The following is a 16,244-nucleotide window of genomic DNA, read 5'->3' on the forward strand; positions in this document are numbered from 1 at the left end:
TGCGTTCCTTCCATCGGTCTCGGCTCGGAGATAATTGAAGCAAAATCCGCGACGCGGTTTCGACCTCACCTCGGCGTGCGACATTGCCCTCTCGCGGCGCAGATGCGCCCGAGCTGTGCTGGTCTCGTTCGCCCTCCTGAAATCGAGGGCGCAGGGAAGGCCGGGTGTCCACCACACCCGCGGCCCCCGTGCGAAAAATGTGCACGGGGCAGGAACCACAGGTGGGCCGAACATTCCGGCCTTCCCTGCGCGATGGTCTGACGGCTTATACGTGGTCTCCCTGGTGCACCGGGCTTGTTGGCCACCATGGCGCGCGCAATGCGCTGGGGCATTGTCACGCACGTGATACCAGCATCGGGGTATCAGGACATCACGACTTCACCGTACGCCGCCACATCACTCGTCTGCGCGAGATGCGCATGATGCAACCACGTCCATCGCAGCCTGCCCCACGTATCGTGACGACGCGTACGTCCCTCTTCGCCGAGGCAGGATGGGCGCAACCATCGTCCTGATTTGCCCGACGACACAAGGCTGTGACGCTGCGACATGGTAACGCGACGGGCAGTCACATAGCAGGTCACGGATCTCGTGCGGAGCCATTCGTGGAACGAACAAATGTGGTCGTCAGATGAGAATGTCGCCGAACGACGGACTCCGGATCGCCATGCCGCAGACAAAAACCTGTTCGAGCGTGGCAGCGCAGTGGCGGGTGAGAGCAGGGGGCAGATTTGGACTGGAAATTCTTCGTGACGACGGCGCTGGCTGCCGCCATCGGGGCTGCGGCCGGTGCATTGGCGTTGGCAAGTGCTGGTGGCGGCGGCATAGAACATCAGGCCGACGCCAAGATGCTGGAAATCGGCGTCGCTATCCTGCGCGAGCCGGCGCGGGTGGATGATGATCCGATGCGATCATGGGCGGTGAAAGTGGTGGAGAAGAAGTCCGGCGTGAGTTTTACGGATCAGCAGCGCGCGGCGTTGCTGAAGCGGGCGGCCGGGGGACGGTAGATCAGCGATCCGCTGAATAGCGTGGGCAAAGGCGTGCCTGCGCGATTGCCTGTTTGTCGATGCTGTGTGATAGCAGCCGTGCTGACCATCTTGTGCTGATAGATTTTAGTCGGCGCGCCCCGTGGACTCGGGACCGGTGTCATCAGGTGTCAGAACCAGTTGTGCCTCACGTTCCGGCCGGTGGTTATGGGTCCCGGCGTTCGCCGGGACGACAGTTGTGAGTGGGGCGCACAGCTGTGTAGGACGGCCCCAGTCGAGCGACAACCACCGCTGTCGTCCCGGCGAACGCCGGGACCCATACCGCGGGACTTTCCTTGGGCCCGAATGGGAGAGATATCCAAGGCCCCGACGCGCCGCTCCGTCATGTTGTCATTGGGAGGCGCGCAGCTTCGCTGCGCTCGCAATGACGGAGTGCGAGCGGGGGCTACTGATACGCCGACACGATGTCGCTGACGGCGCGCTCCAGCTGCTGCGCGGTCGCGCACGGGCGGACGACGTTGCAGAAGGTCTGGTAGCGCGGCATCTCGGAATCGCCCCAGCCCCAGGTCACGCGCCCTTCGGGGTTGAGCCAGACCACGCGCTTGGCGCGCTCCGAGATGGCTTTCAGGATGTCGGCGCGTGGGTCGAGCTTGTTGCTGCGGGCGTCGCCGAGCACGATCACGGTGGTCTGCGGCGTGACCGAGGCCATGAACTGCTTCTCGAAATCGACGAGCGAGCTGCCGTAGTCCGACGAGCCGAAGCCGACCTTGTCCATGATCTCGGCCATCGCCTCCTCGGCGGATTTCTGCTCCAGGATCTCGCTGACCTCGATCAGATGGCCGGAAAACGCGAACGAGCGGACGTCGCTGACGACGTCGTGCAGGCTGTGGATCAGCAGCAGGAAGAAGTCGGAGACGCGCGCGACCGAGCCGGAGACGTCGCACAGCGCCACGATCTTCGGGCGGTCGCGATGCCGCCGCTTCCACGCGGTGAGGAAGGGCACACTGCCCCAGGCGGCGTTACGGCGAAGCGTGCGGCGGACGTCGAGATGGCCGCGGCGCTGGCGCTTGCGCGGCTTGCTGTAGCGCTCGCGCAGGCGGCGGGCGATCTGCCGGATCAGCGCCCGCATCGCCGCGACCTGGCGCGGCTCAATGCGCGATAGCTGCGCGTTGCGCAGGATCTCGTGGCGCAAATTCTCGGTTTCTTCGCGGCCGTACAGTGCGAGCGCCTGCGCGACGGCATCACGCACGGTGTCGCGCAGGCCATCGAGCCCGGCCTGCAGCCGTTCGGCCAGCGCGGGATTGCTTTCGGTCAGTGCGTCCAGATCGTCGCGCAGTCGCTGGATGCCCATCGTCTCCAGCATGCGGCTGGAGAACAGGCCGCGCTGGGTGAAGTAGCGGATCTCGGAAAGGCCGACGGCGCTGGAGGCGTTGGCGATCGCAGCCGAGATCTCGGCCGTGCTCTGCGCGAGCAGCATCTGGGCAAGGGGGCCGAGCTCGGTATTCGCTTTGCCGGTCTGCTGCCCCAACGTCGGCGCTGGCTGGGCTTCGGTCTGCGCCGCCTCCTCCGATCCCTCGTTCGTCTCTGCCTGTGCCGGATCGACATGGGCGAAGAACAGGTCGAAGCAGGCGCCGAGCGCCTTCTTCTCGTCCTCGCTCTTGGCCAAGGTCAGCAGCAGGCTGTCGCGCAGCACGGTGCGATCGGACAGGCCCACGCGCGCCACTGCCCGCATCGCGTCGATGCTCTCGGCCGGCGAGACATGCACGCCGGCGCCGCGAGCGGCGCGAAAGAAGCGATGCAGGTTCTCCTGCATGGGCCCTATCCGAAGATGTTCTGGCGCTGCGCCTTGGCGACGAAGGTCGTCACCTGCGGCAGCGCCACCTCGATGTCGGACTCGTATTTCAAGAGCACGTTGAGCGTGTCCTTGACCACCTCATGGCCGAGCTCGGCGGCCTGCAGCAGCACCAGCACGCGCGCCCAGTCGATGGTCTCGCTGACCGACGGCTGCTTCTTCAGGTCGAGCGTGCGGATGTCATGGATGAAAGCCACGAGCTGCCGCCGCAGGGTTTGCGAGATGCCGGGGATGCGGCTCTCGACGATGCGCTCCTCCAGCTTCTGCTCCGGGAAGCCGATGTGCAGATGCAGGCAGCGCCGCTTCAGGGCGTCGCCGAGATTGCGCTCGGAGTTGGAGGTCAGGATCACGGTCGGCGGCTTGGCGGCGGCGATGCTGCCGAGCTCGGGGATCGTGACCTGGAAGTCCGACAGGATCTCCAGCAGCAGCGACTCGAACTCGGCGTCGGACTTGTCGATCTCGTCGATCAGGAGCACGCAGCCATCAGGCTCGAGCAGGGCCTGCAACAGCGGCCGGGGTTCGACGAATTCCTTGGAGAAGAACACGTCGCCGAAATCATGCAGCTGGGCGAGCGCCGCGTGCAGCGTCTGCGCGCCGCCGAGCACCTCGCCGAGCTTGTCCTTCAGGATCTGGGTGTAGAGCAGCTGCTTGGCGTATTTCCACTCATACAGCGCCTTGGCCTCGTCGAGCCCCTCGTAGCATTGCAGCCGGATCATCTTGAGGCCGCGCCAAGCGGCGATGGCCTTGGCGAGCTCGGTCTTGCCGACGCCGGCCGGGCCCTCGACCAGGATCGGCTTGTCGATCGCCTGCGACAGGTAGACGGCGGTGGCGATCTGGCGGCTGGCGATATAGCCCTGGGCGGCGAGGCCGGCTTCGACGGCCGCGATCGAGGCGATGGCTGAAGAGGGGGCCGGGGAATCAGCCACTGATCGAACTCCGTTTCCTTGGGCAGTCGGACCTGGAGCTGACGTGATCGGCGGTCCGGTCCCTGCGATGCCCGTCAGGCGAAACCCCTGACATTTGCTGGCTTTGTGTTATGTCCTGGCTACGCGCCCGGCCCATCCTTGTCCAGTGCGGGCGCGTCGGCAGGGCAGCATGGCTGCCTGTCCCGGATCGACGGACCCCGAAAATCACGCCGAGCGGAATATGAACCGATCCATCCTGCATCTCCTCGTCCTCTTGGTTCTCGTGGTCGGAGGCGGCTGGATCATCGGCGCCTCCAACATGCCCGGCGCCTGGTACGGCTCGCTCAACAAGCCCTGGTTCACCCCGCCGGGCTGGCTGTTTCCGATCGCCTGGACCGTGCTCTACATCATGATCGCGATCGCCGGCTGGCGGACGTATGAGCGCGTCGGCAGCGGTGCGGTGATGCAGGTGTGGTGGGGCCAATTGGTCCTGAACTTCGCGTGGTCGCCGGTGTTCTTCACCGCGCATCTGATGTGGGTCGCGTTCGCGATCATCGCCAGCATGTTCGTGCTGATCGTGACCTTCATCGTGATGCAATGGCGCGAGGACCGGATCGCGGCGCTGCTGTTCGTGCCCTATGCCTGCTGGGTCGCGTTTGCGTCCGCGCTGAATTTTTCGGTGAACGTGCTGAACTGAGATGAGGCGGCTGATGGGGCGAAGCTTAGGACGATTGGCCAGGCTGCCGCGGCATCCTCCGCCGTCGTCCCGGCGAACGCCGGGACCCATACCGCGGATGGCCGATTGTTGGAAACGGCTCTGCGTCATCTTTCTTTCTCGACAGAGGGCCCCGGTGGTTATGGGTCCCTGCTTTCGTAGGGGCGACAGTTGGGGGTGGGGCAGCCGGCTGTGCATACTGAGGCATGATGTTCGAGGCCTCCAGCCATGAACCTCAAGCAGCTCGAATATTTCGTGCAGGTCGCCGAGCTCGGCTCGTTCAGCAAGGCGGCAAGCGTGCTCGACGTGGCGCAGCCGGCGCTGTCGCGGCAGGTGCGGGCGCTGGAATCCGAGCTGAAGCAGCAGCTGTTCGCGCGCAATGGCCGCGGCGTGGCGCTGACGGAAGCCGGCAAGCGGCTGCTCGACCATAGCGTCGGCGTGCTGCAATTGGTGGCGCATGCGCGCGAGGATCTCGGCGCCAGCCGCGACGCGCCGGTCGGCCGCGTCACCATCGGCCTGCCGCCGAGCATCGCGCGGCAATTGACGCTGCCGCTGATCGACCGCTTCCGCAAGGAGTTTCCGGCGGCGCGGCTCGCCGTGGTCGAAGGCCTGTCGACGCATGTGGTGGAGTGGGTGACCACGGGGCGTATCGATGTCGGCATGGTCTACAATCCCGAGGCCCAGGCCGGCATCGAAATTACGCCGGTGCTGCAGGAGCCCTTGGCGCTGGTGAGCCACGCGCCGAAGGGCAAGCGCCGCGTCACCGCGCCGCTGCCGATGGCCGAGCTGTCGCGCTATCAGCTGATCATGCCGGAGCGGGTGCATGCGATGCGGCGTCTGCTGGAGACGCAAGCCGCGCTCGCCGGGATCAAGCTCGACATCGCCTGGGAAGTGTCGAGCGTGCCCTCGATCATCGACCTCGTCTGCGCCGGCTACGGCCACGCCGTGCTGACCCCGAGCGGCGTCGCCGCGTCCGGGCGCGCGAGCGAGCTCGCGATCCGTCCGCTGACCGAGCCGGCGCCGACCAGCGTGCTGTGCCTGGTGACATCAGCGCACAAGCGGCCGACCCCGCTGGCCCAGCACACGATGAAGCTGGCGACGGCCCTGATCAGGAAACTGCCGCGCTGACTGCAGCAATCCGTTTCGGCTCGGCGGGTGCCACCCTCCCCTGGAGGGGGAGGGTCGGTCGCCTGCGAAGCGGGTGAGCGGGGGTGGGGTGAAGCCACGGGCGCCGGAGCATCTGGAGAGATCACCCCACCCCGGCTCACTTGCGCTGCGCTCAAGTGAGCCGACCCTCCCAGGGGCGGGTGGAGCCCGGGGCGTCTACGTGATGCGCAGTCCGCAGCCCAGACCCGTTGAGACCCGTTCTAAAATCAGCATGGCTCACCTGATATCTTATGCCGTTTTGGAATAGCTGATAGACGCAGCCCGGCGCTGGCGCGCCCTGTCGCGCCCGGTCACATATCTCGTCAAGCCGCCGCAGGCGCAGGGCTGATCGCGCACGGACGCGCGCTCCTTGCGGACCTCGGCGAACGAGCAAGAACAGCCCCCCAAGGAAAGCAGAAACGATGCAAACGACCGGCCGCGTCGACGTCCAGGCCTTTCTCGACGATCACAAGTTCTCCGCCTTCCAATGGCTGATCTTCGCGCTCGGCTTCGTCATCGTGCTGCTCGACGGCTTCGACACCGCGGCGATAGGGTTCATCGCGCCGTCGCTCTTGAAGGAATGGGGCATCGAAAAATCGGCGCTCGGCCCGGTGCTGAGCGCTGCGCTGTTCGGGCTTGCCGCCGGCGCGCTGTTCGCCGGTCCCGTGGCTGACCGTCTCGGCCGCAAGCTGGTGCTGGTCGGCTCGGTGCTGATCTTCGGCGTTGCCTGTCTCGCCTCGGCCTTCGCGACCAACCTGACCGAGCTCACCGTGCTCCGCTGCGTCACCGGCATCGGCCTCGGCGCCGCCATGCCGAACGCCGTGACCCTGCTCAGCGAGTATTGTCCGGGCCGGCTGCGCGCCACCATGACCAATTTGATGTTCTGCGGCTTCCCGCTGGGCGCGGCCTGCGGCGGCTTCCTGGCCGCCTGGATGATCCCGCAATGGGGCTGGCGCAGCGTGCTGGTGCTCGGCGGCGTGACGCCGCTGGTGCTGACCGTGCTGCTGATCGCGATCCTGCCGGAGTCCGTGCACTATTTGCTGTCGCGCGGCGCCTCCGTCGAGCGCGTGCGCAAGGTCATGCGCAAGATCTCGGCCAAGGCATCGGACGTCGCCCAGTTCGTGATGCTCGAGCCGGAGCATGCCGAGACCACCCGGCGCGTCAACGCCACCGGCATCGGCATGGTGCTGTCGCCGGTGCTGCGCGTCGGCTCGGTGATGCTGTGGGTCACCTATTTCATGGGGCTCGTGATCTTCTACTCGCTGATCAACTGGATGCCGGTCCTGTTCAAGGATGTCGGGCTCAACCCGCAGACCGCGACCCTGATCTCGGCGCTGTTCCCGCTCGGCGGCGTCGGCGCGGTGTTCTTTGGCCTGCTGATGGACCGCTTCAACGCCAACCGCATCGTCGCGGTCGGCTACGCCCTGACCGCGGTGACGATCTTCCTGATCGGCCAGGCGGTCGGTAACATCGGCTTGCTGGTGGTGATCGTGTTCGTCGCCGGCGTCGTCATGAACACGGCCCAGTCGTCGCTGCCGGCGCTGGCCGCCGCGTTCTATCCGACCCAGGGTCGGGCCACCGGCGTGGCCTGGATGATGGGCATCGGCCGCTTCGGCGGTATTGCCGGCTCCTTCCTGGTCGCCGAGCTCACCGCCCGCCATCTGACCTTCAGCGAGATTTTCACCGTGATCGCAGTTCCCGGCTTGATCGCGGCGCTCGCCCTTGTGGTAAAGCAGGCCGTGGGACCGGGAGGCCGCGCCAGCGGCAAGGATGTCGGCAGCCCTGTGATTGCGCATTGAGCGGCGCCCCGGAAGACAGAGAAGCTTGAGGGAGAGACTGACGTGATCATCGACGTGCACGGCCATTACACGACGGCCCCGAAGGCGCTCGAAGAGTGGCGCAACCGGCAAATCGCGGGCATCAAGGATCCCTCGGTGATGCCGAAGGCCTCCGAGCTTTCGATCAGCGATGACGAGCTGCGCGAGAGCATCGAGAGCAACCAGCTCAAGAAGATGAAGGAGCGCGGCAGCGATCTCACCGTGTTCTCGCCGCGCGCGAGCTTCATGGCCCACCACATCGGCGACTTCCAGGTGTCCTCGACCTGGGCCGCGATCTGCAACGAGCTGTGCTATCGGGTCAGCAAGCTGTTCCCGGACCATTTCATCGGCGTCGCCATGCTGCCGCAGTCGCCGGGCGTCGATCCGAAGACCTGCATTCCCGAGCTGGAGAAGTGCATCAAGGAGTACGGCTTCGTCGGTATCAATTTGAACCCGGACCCGTCCGGCGGCCACTGGACCTCGCCGCCGCTGTCGGACCGGCACTGGTATCCGATCTATGAGAAGATGGTCGAGCTCGACATCCCCGCGATGATCCACGTCTCGACCAGCTGCAACGCCTGCTTCCACACCACGGGCGCGCACTACCTCAACGCCGACACCACGGCGTTCATGCAGTGCCTCACGTCCGACCTGTTCAAGGATTTCCCGACCCTGAAGTTCCTGATCCCGCATGGCGGCGGCGCGGTGCCGTATCACTGGGGCCGGTTCCGCGGCCTTGCCCAGGAGCTGAAGAAGCCGCTGTTGAAGGACCACCTGCTCAACAACATCTTCTTCGACACCTGCGTCTATCATCAGCCGGGCATCGACCTGCTGACCGGCGTGATCCCGACCGACAACATCCTGTTCGCGTCGGAAATGATCGGCGCCGTCCGTGGCATCGACCCGGAGACCGGCTTCTATTACGACGACACCAAGCGCTACATCGAGGCCGCCAAGCTGACGCCCGAGCAGCGCCACCAGATCTACGAAGGCAACGCCCGGCGCGTGTTCCCGCGGCTCGACGCCGCGTTGAAGGCCCAAGGCAAGTGATTTAGGACCAGCGAGATGAGCACCCCCATGAACAATCTCGGCATCGTCAAGAAGAGCATCACCCGCGCCGACAAGGCCGCGGTGGAGAAGCTGTCGAAATTCGGCGTCGCCACCATCCACGAGGCGATGGGCCGGGTCGGGCTGATGCAGTGCTACATGCGTCCGATCTATCCGACGGCGAAGATGTGCGGCACCGCGGTCACCGTGCTGCTGCAGCCGGGCGACAACTGGATGCTGCATGTCGCCGCCGAGCAGATCCAGCCCGGCGACGTTGTCGTCGCCGCCTGCACGGTCGAGAACACCGACGGCTTCTTCGGCGATCTCCTGGCCACCAGTTTTCGCGCCCGCGGCGCCCAGGGCCTCGTGATCGACGGCGGCGTCCGCGACGTCGCTGATCTGACCGAGATGCAATTCCCGGTGTTCTCGCGCGCAATTTCCGCGCGGGGAACGGTGAAGGCTACGCTCGGCTCGGTGAACATCCCGATCGTCTGCGCCGGTGCGGCGGTCAATCCGGGCGACGTGATCGTCGCCGACGTCGACGGCATCGTCGTCGTGCCGGCCGCGGTCGCTCATCAGGCCGCAGATGCCGCCGCCGCGCGCGAGGCCAACGAGGCCGACAAGCGCGAGAAGCTGGCGTCCGGCGTGCTCGGACTCGACATGTACAAGATGCGCGAGCCGCTGGCGAAGGCCGGGCTCAAATACATCGATTGAGCGACAATGACTGTGGCGTCCAACCAGTGGCGTGTCGGGCTGATCGGCTACGGCGAGGTCGGCAAGATCCTCGCCGAGGATCTGCGCAAGGACGGCGTGCGCGTCTGCGCCTACGACGTGAAGTTGGCTGACGCTAGGGGCGACGCGATGCGCAGCCACGCCGCTGAAATCGGCGTGACGCTCGCAGCCTCGCATGCCGAGCTGGCAGCGCAGGCCGACTTCATCGTGTCTGCCGTCACCGCGAGCCAAGACGTGGCGGTGGCGGATGCCTGTGCTGCGACCATCAAGCCGGGCGCCTGGTTCCTCGACTTCAATTCAGCCTCGCCCGGCGCCAAGCAGCGCGCCGCCGCGCTGATCGACGGCGCCGGTGGACGCTATGTCGAAGGCGCCGTCATGACGTCGGTGCCGCCCTATCGCATCAAGGTGCCGCTGCTGCTCGGCGGCGCCGGCGCGCGCGAGCTGGCGCCGCTGCTCAACGACCTCGGCTTTGCCGCGAAGTTCGCCAGCGACAAACTTGGTGTCGCCTCGGCCACCAAGATGTGCCGCAGCATCATGATCAAGGGCCTCGAGGCGATGGTGATCGAGAGCTTCACCACCGCGCGCGCCTATGGCGTCGAGGATGCGGTGCTGGCCTCGCTCAAGGAGACCTTTCCCGGCATCGACTGGGAGAAGCAGGGCGCCTATTTCTTTCAGCGCGTGATCGAGCATGGCCGCCGCCGCGCCGAGGAGGTAAGGGAGGTCGCCGAGACCGTGCGCGACATCGGCCTGACGCCGTGGTCGGCGGAAGGCACGGCCGAGCGCCAAGCCTGGGTCGCCGATCTCGCCGATGACGGCCTGTTCGGAATCCGCGGAACGAAGGACTTCGCGCGCAGCCCCGACTGGCGCACCGAGGCCGATCGCATTCTCAACAAGATCAAGTCCAAGGAGTAGGGAACCTCATGGAGTTCCAGAAGACCCCGGGATGGCTCGACTGGTACGACGGCCCGTCGAAGCCGCGCTTCAAGGTGCCGGCCGGCAGCGTCGATGCGCATTGCCACGTGTTCGGCCCTGGCGCCGAATTCCCTTATGCGCCCGAGCGCAAGTATACCCCCTGCGACGCCTCCAAGCAGCAGCTCTATGCGCTGCGCGACCATCTCGGCTTCGCCCGCAACGTCGTGGTGCAGGCGACCTGCCACGGCGCCGACAACCGCGCCATGATCGATGCGCTCGTGCATTCCAACGGCAAGGCCCGCGGCGTCGCCACGGTGAAGCGCAGCGTCAGCGACGCCGAGCTGCAGGCGATGCATGACGCCGGCGTGCGCGGCGTCCGCTTCAACTTCGTCAAGCGCCTGGTCGACTTCACGCCCAAGGATGAGCTCATCGAGATCGCCAACCGCATCAACAAGCTCGGCTGGCACGTCGTGATCTACTTCGAAGCCGTCGACCTGCCGGAGCTGTGGGACTTCTTCACCTCGCTGCCGACCACCGTCGTCGTCGATCACATGGGGCGTCCCGACGTCACCAAGCCGGTCGACGGTCCGGAGTTCGAGCTGTTCGTGAAGTTCATGCGCGAGCACGGCAACGTCTGGTCCAAGGTGAGCTGCCCTGAGCGTCTCTCGGTCGCGGGACCGCCGGCGCTGAACGGCGAGCAGAACGCCTATCGCGACGTGGTGCCGTTCGCCCGGCGCATCGTCGAGACCTTCCCGGATCGCGTGCTGTGGGGCACCGACTGGCCGCATCCGAACCTGAAGGACCACATGCCCGACGACGGCCTCCTGGTCGATTTCATTCCGCATATCGCTGTCACGCCGGAGCTGCAGCACAAGCTCCTGGTCGACAATCCGATGCGGCTTTACTGGCCGGACGAATCCTGAAGGAGAGAAGCGATGTCGCTCGACAAACCCTATACCGACGTTCCCGGCACGACCATCTTCGACGCGGACATGTCGCGGATGGGTTATCACCTCAACCAGTTCTGCATGTCGCTGATGAAGGCGGAGAACCGCGCCCGCTTCAAGGCCAACGAGCGTGCCTATCTCGACGAATGGCCGATGACCGAGGAGCAGAAGCAGGCCGTGCTCGACCGCGACCTCAACCGCTGCATTTCGCTCGGCGGCAACATCTACTTCCTCGCCAAGATCGGTGCGACCGACGGCAAGAGCTTTCAGCAGATGGCCGGCAGCATGACCGGCATGACCGAAGATCAATATCGCGACATGATGATCAAGGGCGGCCGCTCGGTCGAGGGCAACCGCTACACCGGGGAGAAGAAGTAAATGGCCCATATCTCCGCAAGCGTCTTCACCTCGCACGTGCCGGCAATCGGCGCCGCGCTCGACCTTGGCAAGACCGGCGAGGACTATTGGAAGCCGGTGTTCGCCGGCTACGACTTCGCCAAGCAGTGGGAGAAGGAGCAGAAGCCCGACGTCGTGTTCCTGGTCTTCAACGACCACGCCACCGCCTTCAGCCTGGAGATGATCCCGACCTTCGCGATCGGCACTGCGGCCGAATATCAGCCGGCCGACGAGGGCTGGGGTCCGCGTCCCGTGCCGAAGGTGATCGGCCATCCCCGGCTCGCTGCGCACATCGCGCAGTCGGTGATCCAGGACGACTTCGACCTCACGATCGTCAACAAGATGGACGTCGACCACGGCCTCACCGTGCCGCTGAGCCTGATCTTCGGCCAGGTGGATGCCTGGCCGTGCCCGGTGATCCCGTTCGCGGTCAACGTCGTGCAATATCCGGTGCCGTCGGGCCGCCGCTGCTTCATGCTGGGCAAGGCGATCCGCAAGGCGATCGAGAGCTATGACGAGCCGCTCAACGTGCAGATCTGGGGCACCGGCGGCATGAGCCACCAGTTGCAAGGGCCGCGCGCCGGCTTGATCAACCGCGAGTGGGACAACGCCTTTCTGGACCGACTGATCAACGATCCGGAAGGGCTGTCGAAGGTGCCGCACATCGAATACGTGCGCGAGGCCGGCAGCGAGGGCATCGAGCTCGTGATGTGGCTGATCGCGCGCGGCGCCATGAGCGACGTCAACGAAGCCAAGAAGGGCAACGCGCCGACCGTGCGTCACCGCTTCTACCATGTGCCGGCCAGCAACACCGCCGTCGGCCATCTGATCCTGGAGAACAACTGATATGGCCAAAGACGGTTCTAAGACCATCAAGGTCGCGCTCGCCGGCGCCGGCGCCTTCGGCATCAAGCATCTCGACGGCATCAAGAACATCGACGGTGTCGAGGTGGTGTCGCTGGTCGGGCGCCGCTTCGACCAGACCAAGGAAGTCGCCGACAAATACGGCATCAAGCACGTCTCGACCGAACTCGCCGACAGCCTGAAGCTGCCGGAGGTTGACGCCGTCATTCTCTGCACCCCGACCCAGATGCATGCGGCGCAGGCGATCGACTGCCTCAAGGCCGGCAAGCACGTACAGGTCGAGATCCCGCTGGCGGACTCGCTGAAGGACGCGCAGCAGGTCGTCGAGCTGCAGAAGGAGACTGGGCTGGTCGCGATGTGCGGCCACACCCGGCGCTTCAACCCCAGTCATCAATGGGTGCACAAGAAGATCAAGGCCGGCGAATTCCACATCCAGCAGATGGATGTGCAGACCTACTTCTTCCGCCGCACCAACATGAACGCGCTGGGCCAGCCGCGCAGCTGGACCGATCACCTCTTGTGGCACCACGCCGCGCACACCGTCGACCTGTTCGCCTATCAGGCGGGCTCGCCGATCGTGAAGGCCAATGCTGTGCAGGGACCGATTCATCCCAACCTCGGCATTGCCATGGACATGTCGATCCAGCTCAAGACCGCCAATGGCGCGATCTGCACCTTGTCGCTGTCGTTCAACAATGACGGCCCGCTCGGAACTTTCTTCCGCTACATCGGCGACACCGGCACCTACATCGCCCGCTACGACGATCTGGTGAACGGCAAGGAAGAGAAGATCGACGTCTCCAAGGTCGATGTCTCCATGAACGGCATCGAGCTGCAGGACCGCGAGTTCTTCGCCGCGATCCGCGAGGGCCGCGAGCCCAACGCCTCCGTGGCCCAGGTGCTGCCCTGCTACCAGGTGCTGCACGATCTCGACGAGCAGCTCGCCAAGGGCTGACACTATCCCTCCTCGCGTGGTAGGCGCGGGGAGGGGACTTCCCAGGCGCGGCCCCGTGGCCGCTTATGGCGCCTTGGACGGCTTCAACTTCGGCAGCGTCGCCACGATCTTCTGCTTGCCGTCGACGATCTCGGCCAGGAAGCTCTCCCGGTCGATGTCGCCGTTCTGGTCCCAGCTTGCCTCCATCAGCATGCCAGGTGCCTTGTCCGGCGTCAGCGTCAGCCCTTTCATGGTGGCGCCGAAGGCGTGGCCGTCGAACTTGCCGATCATCTCGGTGACGTATTTGACGAGATAGACCGCGGTATAGCCCTTGATGCCGTTATGGTCGGGCCAGTAGCGGTAGCGCTCGTTGAACTTCTTCGCAAAGGCCTGGATGGCTGGGACCGGCGCATCCGCGCTCAGGCCGACATGGCCGCGCACGCCGTTGGCGGCGGGGCCTGCGAGCTCCACGACCTTCTGACTGAGCAGCGTCGTCTCTCCGAACAGCGGCACCGACAATCCCTGACGTTTGGCCTCGATCAGGAAACGCGCGCTTTCTTCCTCGTTGGTGTAGACGAAGATCGCGTCGGCCTTGACGTTCTTCAGCTTGATCACGTCCGAGCCGAAATCGACCTGGCCCTGCTCGGTCGAAATGTCGGACACGACGTCGATGCCGCGGGTCTTCATCTCCTTGACAAAGCTGTCGCGGCCGCCTTTGCCGAAATCGTTATTCACCCAGACCACGGCGACCGATTTCACCTTCGACTGGTCGTGCAGATAATTGGCGATCTTCGGCATGCTGAACTGTTGGCCGAAGGCGGTGCGGAAGATCCAGGGATTGCCTTGCGTGGTGATGTCGGCCGCCTCGGCGCCGACGATCTGCGGTACCTCCGCCTGCTGCGTCAGCGCCATGTTGACCTTGACCGAGCCGGAGTAGATCGGGCCGAGCACGACGTAAGGCTCGCGGTCGAGCACCTTCTGAACCTGGGCGCGGGAGACGCCGGGATTGCTCTGGGTGTCGAGATGCTCGGTCGTGATCTTGCGGCCGAGAATGCCGCCAGCGGCATTGATTTCGTCGACCGCAAGCGCGACGCCATCGCGCCAGTTCGTCCCCGACACCGCGCCTGGGCCCGACAGCTCGACGACGTCCGGAATGTAGACAGTGTTCTCGGCATGCGCATGAAAGCCCCACAGCGAAGCGGCCAGCGCAACGCCGCTCAGTCGTCCCAGATGTCTCACGATATCCTCCCCCTTGTTTTTGCTTATGGTGACGAACTCATCGGTATCTCTGCAAAGCCCAGCAGCCGCGATGGCGTTCGCCATAGCAGCCGATGCTGGTCGTTGGGATCTGGAAAGATCTCGGTGATGCCGGCCAGCAGCGGCCCGTAGTCGAGCCGTTCAGGCGCACGCAGGAAAGGCCAGTCCGAGCCCCAGACGCAACGATCGAGCGTGAAGGCATCGACGAGCGCGGCGATGAACGGCCACGTATCGGCGTAGGGATAGGGCTGCCGCGCGAACTTGTAGTAGCCGGATAGCTTCACATAGGCATCACGCTCGCGGCCGAGTGCGAGCAGCGCCTGGAAGGCGGCGCGCTTCAGCCCGTGTTCGACGGCAGGCCGGCCGCAGTGATCGAACACGAGACGGACTTTTGACCTTTCAATGAGCGGCAGCAAGTCGAGCAGTTGATCCTGCTCGACCTGGACCTGCAGAAACAGATCGAGGTCGGTCAGCTTGTCCAGCAGCGGCGCGGCGTCACGGTAATAGTCGGTGCCATGAAACGGCACGTTGAAGGCGATGCCGACGACGCCGGCGGCCTTGAGCCGCTGCAGCTCCTTGATCTCGACGTCCTTCTCGACGACAGCGACGCCCTTGAACCGCCCGTTTCCGAGTCCGAGCGTATCGAGCAGGATGCGGCTGTCCGAGCCATAACCCGAATTCGTCGCGACGATCAGCGCATGGCGCACGTCGAAGACATCGAGTACGCGGATCAGATGCGCAGCGGTGGCGATCTCCTGACCGGTTGGACGGTAAGGCGTGTCCGGCGCGTAAGGAAAGCGCGCGGGATCGATGGCGTGGATGTGGCAATCGATCCTGGGGCCTGCCGGAAGTGCCATGGTCGAGCCCTCTCTGACCGACGTTCAGAACGTCGCTTGAATGGCCTTGATCAGCGCGGGCGTCACGTCCGGCAGCACCCCGAACCACGCCTGGAAGGCCAGGCGCGCCTGGTTGAGCAGCAGGCCAAGGCCGTTCACCGTCGTGCAGCCGCGGGCGCGAGCGTCCGCGAGGAAGGGCGTCTCCAGCGGCGTGTAGATCAGGTCTGCCACGAGCGTCTTGGCTGAGAGCCGCCCCAGATCGATCTCCAGCGCCGGCTTACGGATCATGCCGCGATCGGTGCTGTTGATCAGCAGCGCGACGTCGGCCACCGCCGCCGAGCGGTCGTCCCACGCCACCGTGCTGATGGCCGACCCGAACTCGGCCGCAATGGCCTGCGCCTTCTCGGCGGTGCGGTTGCTGATGCGGATGTCGCGGGCGCCGTTCTCCAGCAGCGCCACCACCACCGCGCGCGCAGCGCCGCCGGCGCCGAGCAAGAGAATAGGACCTTCGTCGGCGCGCCAGTCCGGCCTGGCGTCGCGCAGGCTCTGGACAAAGCCGTTGCCGTCATTGTTGAAGCCGCTCAGCGTGCCGTCGGATTCGACGACAATGGTGTTGACGGCGCCGATGCGGCGTGCGGTTTCGTTCACCCGATCGAGCAGCGGCATCGCCGTCTGCTTGTGCGGCATGGTGACGTTGCAGCCGCGAAAGCCGAGTGCCACCAGTCCTGCGAGCGCATCCTTCAGCCGCTCCGGCTGAACCGCGAGCGGCACATAGGCGCCGCGCAGGCCGTGCGCGTTGAGCCAGAAATTGTGGATCGTGGGGGAGCGGGAGTGAGTAACGGGCATGCCGATGACGCCGGCCAATCCGAATCCATTCGCTTGCGACATGCTGCGCGAT

Annotated in this window: 16 protein-coding genes; 11 read left to right on the forward strand and 5 right to left on the reverse strand. The window is 65.3% G+C overall.

Features of this window, described 5'->3' with window-relative positions:
• The first annotated feature begins 731 nt into the window (after positions 1-731).
• Complete coding sequence (locus QX039_RS08860) at positions 732-1,007, forward strand: hypothetical protein (RefSeq protein WP_315741183.1); 276 nt, start codon at positions 732-734, stop codon at positions 1,005-1,007.
• A 424-nt stretch (positions 1,008-1,431) separates the two neighbouring features.
• Here QX039_RS08860 and QX039_RS08865 read toward each other — a convergent pair whose 3' ends face one another.
• Together QX039_RS08865 and QX039_RS08870 are read right to left on the reverse strand one after the other, a co-directional pair.
• Positions 1,432-2,799 carry a vWA domain-containing protein gene (locus QX039_RS08865; RefSeq protein ID WP_315773061.1) on the reverse strand — a complete coding sequence of 456 codons (1,368 nt, stop codon included), beginning with the start codon at positions 2,797-2,799 and terminating at the stop codon, positions 1,432-1,434.
• Between the two features lie 5 nt (positions 2,800-2,804).
• A complete protein-coding gene (locus tag QX039_RS08870; RefSeq protein WP_315773062.1) occupies positions 2,805-3,764 on the reverse strand; it encodes a MoxR family ATPase in 960 nt (319 codons plus the stop codon).
• A gap of 262 nt (positions 3,765-4,026) precedes the next feature.
• Here QX039_RS08870 and QX039_RS08875 point away from each other — a divergent pair, with 262 nt between their 5' ends.
• The 10 genes from QX039_RS08875 (at position 4,027) to QX039_RS08920 (ending at position 13,274) form a co-directional block, all read left to right on the forward strand.
• A complete protein-coding gene (locus tag QX039_RS08875; protein WP_315773092.1) occupies positions 4,027-4,440 on the forward strand; it encodes a TspO/MBR family protein in 414 nt (137 codons plus the stop codon).
• Between the two features lie 246 nt (positions 4,441-4,686).
• The gene (locus QX039_RS08880; protein WP_315773063.1) at positions 4,687-5,586 is read left to right on the forward strand and encodes a LysR substrate-binding domain-containing protein; all 900 of its coding nucleotides are present in this window, start codon (positions 4,687-4,689) and stop codon (positions 5,584-5,586) included.
• Positions 5,587-6,026: 440 nt separating this feature from the next.
• Positions 6,027-7,403 carry an MFS transporter gene (locus QX039_RS08885; protein ID WP_315773065.1) on the forward strand — a complete coding sequence of 459 codons (1,377 nt, stop codon included), beginning with the start codon at positions 6,027-6,029 and terminating at the stop codon, positions 7,401-7,403.
• A gap of 42 nt (positions 7,404-7,445) precedes the next feature.
• Positions 7,446-8,471 carry an amidohydrolase family protein gene (locus tag QX039_RS08890; RefSeq protein ID WP_315773067.1) on the forward strand — a complete coding sequence of 342 codons (1,026 nt, stop codon included), beginning with the start codon at positions 7,446-7,448 and terminating at the stop codon, positions 8,469-8,471.
• 15 nt (positions 8,472-8,486) lie between these two features.
• Positions 8,487-9,182, forward strand: coding sequence for a 4-carboxy-4-hydroxy-2-oxoadipate aldolase/oxaloacetate decarboxylase (ligK, locus tag QX039_RS08895; protein WP_315741189.1), 696 nt, complete (start codon positions 8,487-8,489; stop codon positions 9,180-9,182).
• A gap of 6 nt (positions 9,183-9,188) precedes the next feature.
• Positions 9,189-10,112 carry an NAD(P)-dependent oxidoreductase gene (locus QX039_RS08900; RefSeq protein ID WP_315773069.1) on the forward strand — a complete coding sequence of 308 codons (924 nt, stop codon included), beginning with the start codon at positions 9,189-9,191 and terminating at the stop codon, positions 10,110-10,112.
• 8 nt (positions 10,113-10,120) lie between these two features.
• Positions 10,121-11,035, forward strand: a complete 915-nt coding sequence (locus tag QX039_RS08905) for an amidohydrolase family protein (RefSeq protein ID WP_315773071.1) — start codon at positions 10,121-10,123, stop codon at positions 11,033-11,035.
• 12 nt (positions 11,036-11,047) lie between these two features.
• Complete coding sequence (ligA, locus tag QX039_RS08910; protein WP_315773072.1) at positions 11,048-11,437, forward strand: protocatechuate 4,5-dioxygenase subunit alpha; 390 nt, start codon at positions 11,048-11,050, stop codon at positions 11,435-11,437.
• Positions 11,438-12,301: a class III extradiol dioxygenase subunit beta gene (locus tag QX039_RS08915; protein WP_315773073.1), complete on the forward strand. Its 864-nt coding sequence runs from the start codon at positions 11,438-11,440 to the stop codon at positions 12,299-12,301.
• Between the two features lies 1 nt (position 12,302).
• Positions 12,303-13,274 (forward strand): Gfo/Idh/MocA family oxidoreductase, encoded by a 972-nt coding sequence (locus QX039_RS08920; RefSeq protein ID WP_315741194.1) that lies wholly within the window; start codon positions 12,303-12,305, stop codon positions 13,272-13,274.
• Positions 13,275-13,337: 63 nt separating this feature from the next.
• Here the strand turns inward: QX039_RS08920 and QX039_RS08925 are convergent, their stop codons facing one another.
• Genes QX039_RS08925 through QX039_RS08935 form a run of 3 tightly spaced genes read right to left on the reverse strand, consistent with a single transcriptional unit; the run spans position 13,338 to position 16,234 of the window.
• Positions 13,338-14,492 (reverse strand): ABC transporter substrate-binding protein, encoded by a 1,155-nt coding sequence (locus tag QX039_RS08925; RefSeq protein WP_315741195.1) that lies wholly within the window; start codon positions 14,490-14,492, stop codon positions 13,338-13,340.
• Positions 14,493-14,515: 23 nt separating this feature from the next.
• Positions 14,516-15,367 carry an amidohydrolase family protein gene (locus QX039_RS08930; protein WP_315741196.1) on the reverse strand — a complete coding sequence of 284 codons (852 nt, stop codon included), beginning with the start codon at positions 15,365-15,367 and terminating at the stop codon, positions 14,516-14,518.
• A gap of 24 nt (positions 15,368-15,391) precedes the next feature.
• Complete coding sequence (locus QX039_RS08935) at positions 15,392-16,234, reverse strand: shikimate dehydrogenase (RefSeq protein ID WP_315741197.1); 843 nt, start codon at positions 16,232-16,234, stop codon at positions 15,392-15,394.
• Positions 16,235-16,244: the final 10 nt, after the last annotated feature.

This window comes from Bradyrhizobium sp. SZCCHNR1043, assembly GCF_032489675.1.
Lineage (GTDB): Bacteria > Pseudomonadota > Alphaproteobacteria > Rhizobiales > Xanthobacteraceae > Bradyrhizobium.

Coding starts and splice junctions, on each gene's coding strand:
- QX039_RS08865 (WP_315773061.1), bottom strand. CDS start 2,799: ATGCAGGAGAACCTGCATCGCTTCTTTCGCGCCGCTCGCGGCGCCGGC.
- QX039_RS08880 (WP_315773063.1), top strand. CDS start 4,687: ATGAACCTCAAGCAGCTCGAATATTTCGTGCAGGTCGCCGAGCTCGGC.
- QX039_RS08885 (WP_315773065.1), top strand. CDS start 6,027: ATGCAAACGACCGGCCGCGTCGACGTCCAGGCCTTTCTCGACGATCAC.
- ligK (WP_315741189.1), top strand. CDS start 8,487: ATGAGCACCCCCATGAACAATCTCGGCATCGTCAAGAAGAGCATCACC.
- QX039_RS08900 (WP_315773069.1), top strand. CDS start 9,189: ATGACTGTGGCGTCCAACCAGTGGCGTGTCGGGCTGATCGGCTACGGC.
- QX039_RS08905 (WP_315773071.1), top strand. CDS start 10,121: ATGGAGTTCCAGAAGACCCCGGGATGGCTCGACTGGTACGACGGCCCG.
- ligA (WP_315773072.1), top strand. CDS start 11,048: ATGTCGCTCGACAAACCCTATACCGACGTTCCCGGCACGACCATCTTC.
- QX039_RS08915 (WP_315773073.1), top strand. CDS start 11,438: ATGGCCCATATCTCCGCAAGCGTCTTCACCTCGCACGTGCCGGCAATC.
- QX039_RS08920 (WP_315741194.1), top strand. CDS start 12,303: ATGGCCAAAGACGGTTCTAAGACCATCAAGGTCGCGCTCGCCGGCGCC.
- QX039_RS08930 (WP_315741196.1), bottom strand. CDS start 15,367: ATGGCACTTCCGGCAGGCCCCAGGATCGATTGCCACATCCACGCCATC.
- QX039_RS08935 (WP_315741197.1), bottom strand. CDS start 16,234: ATGTCGCAAGCGAATGGATTCGGATTGGCCGGCGTCATCGGCATGCCC.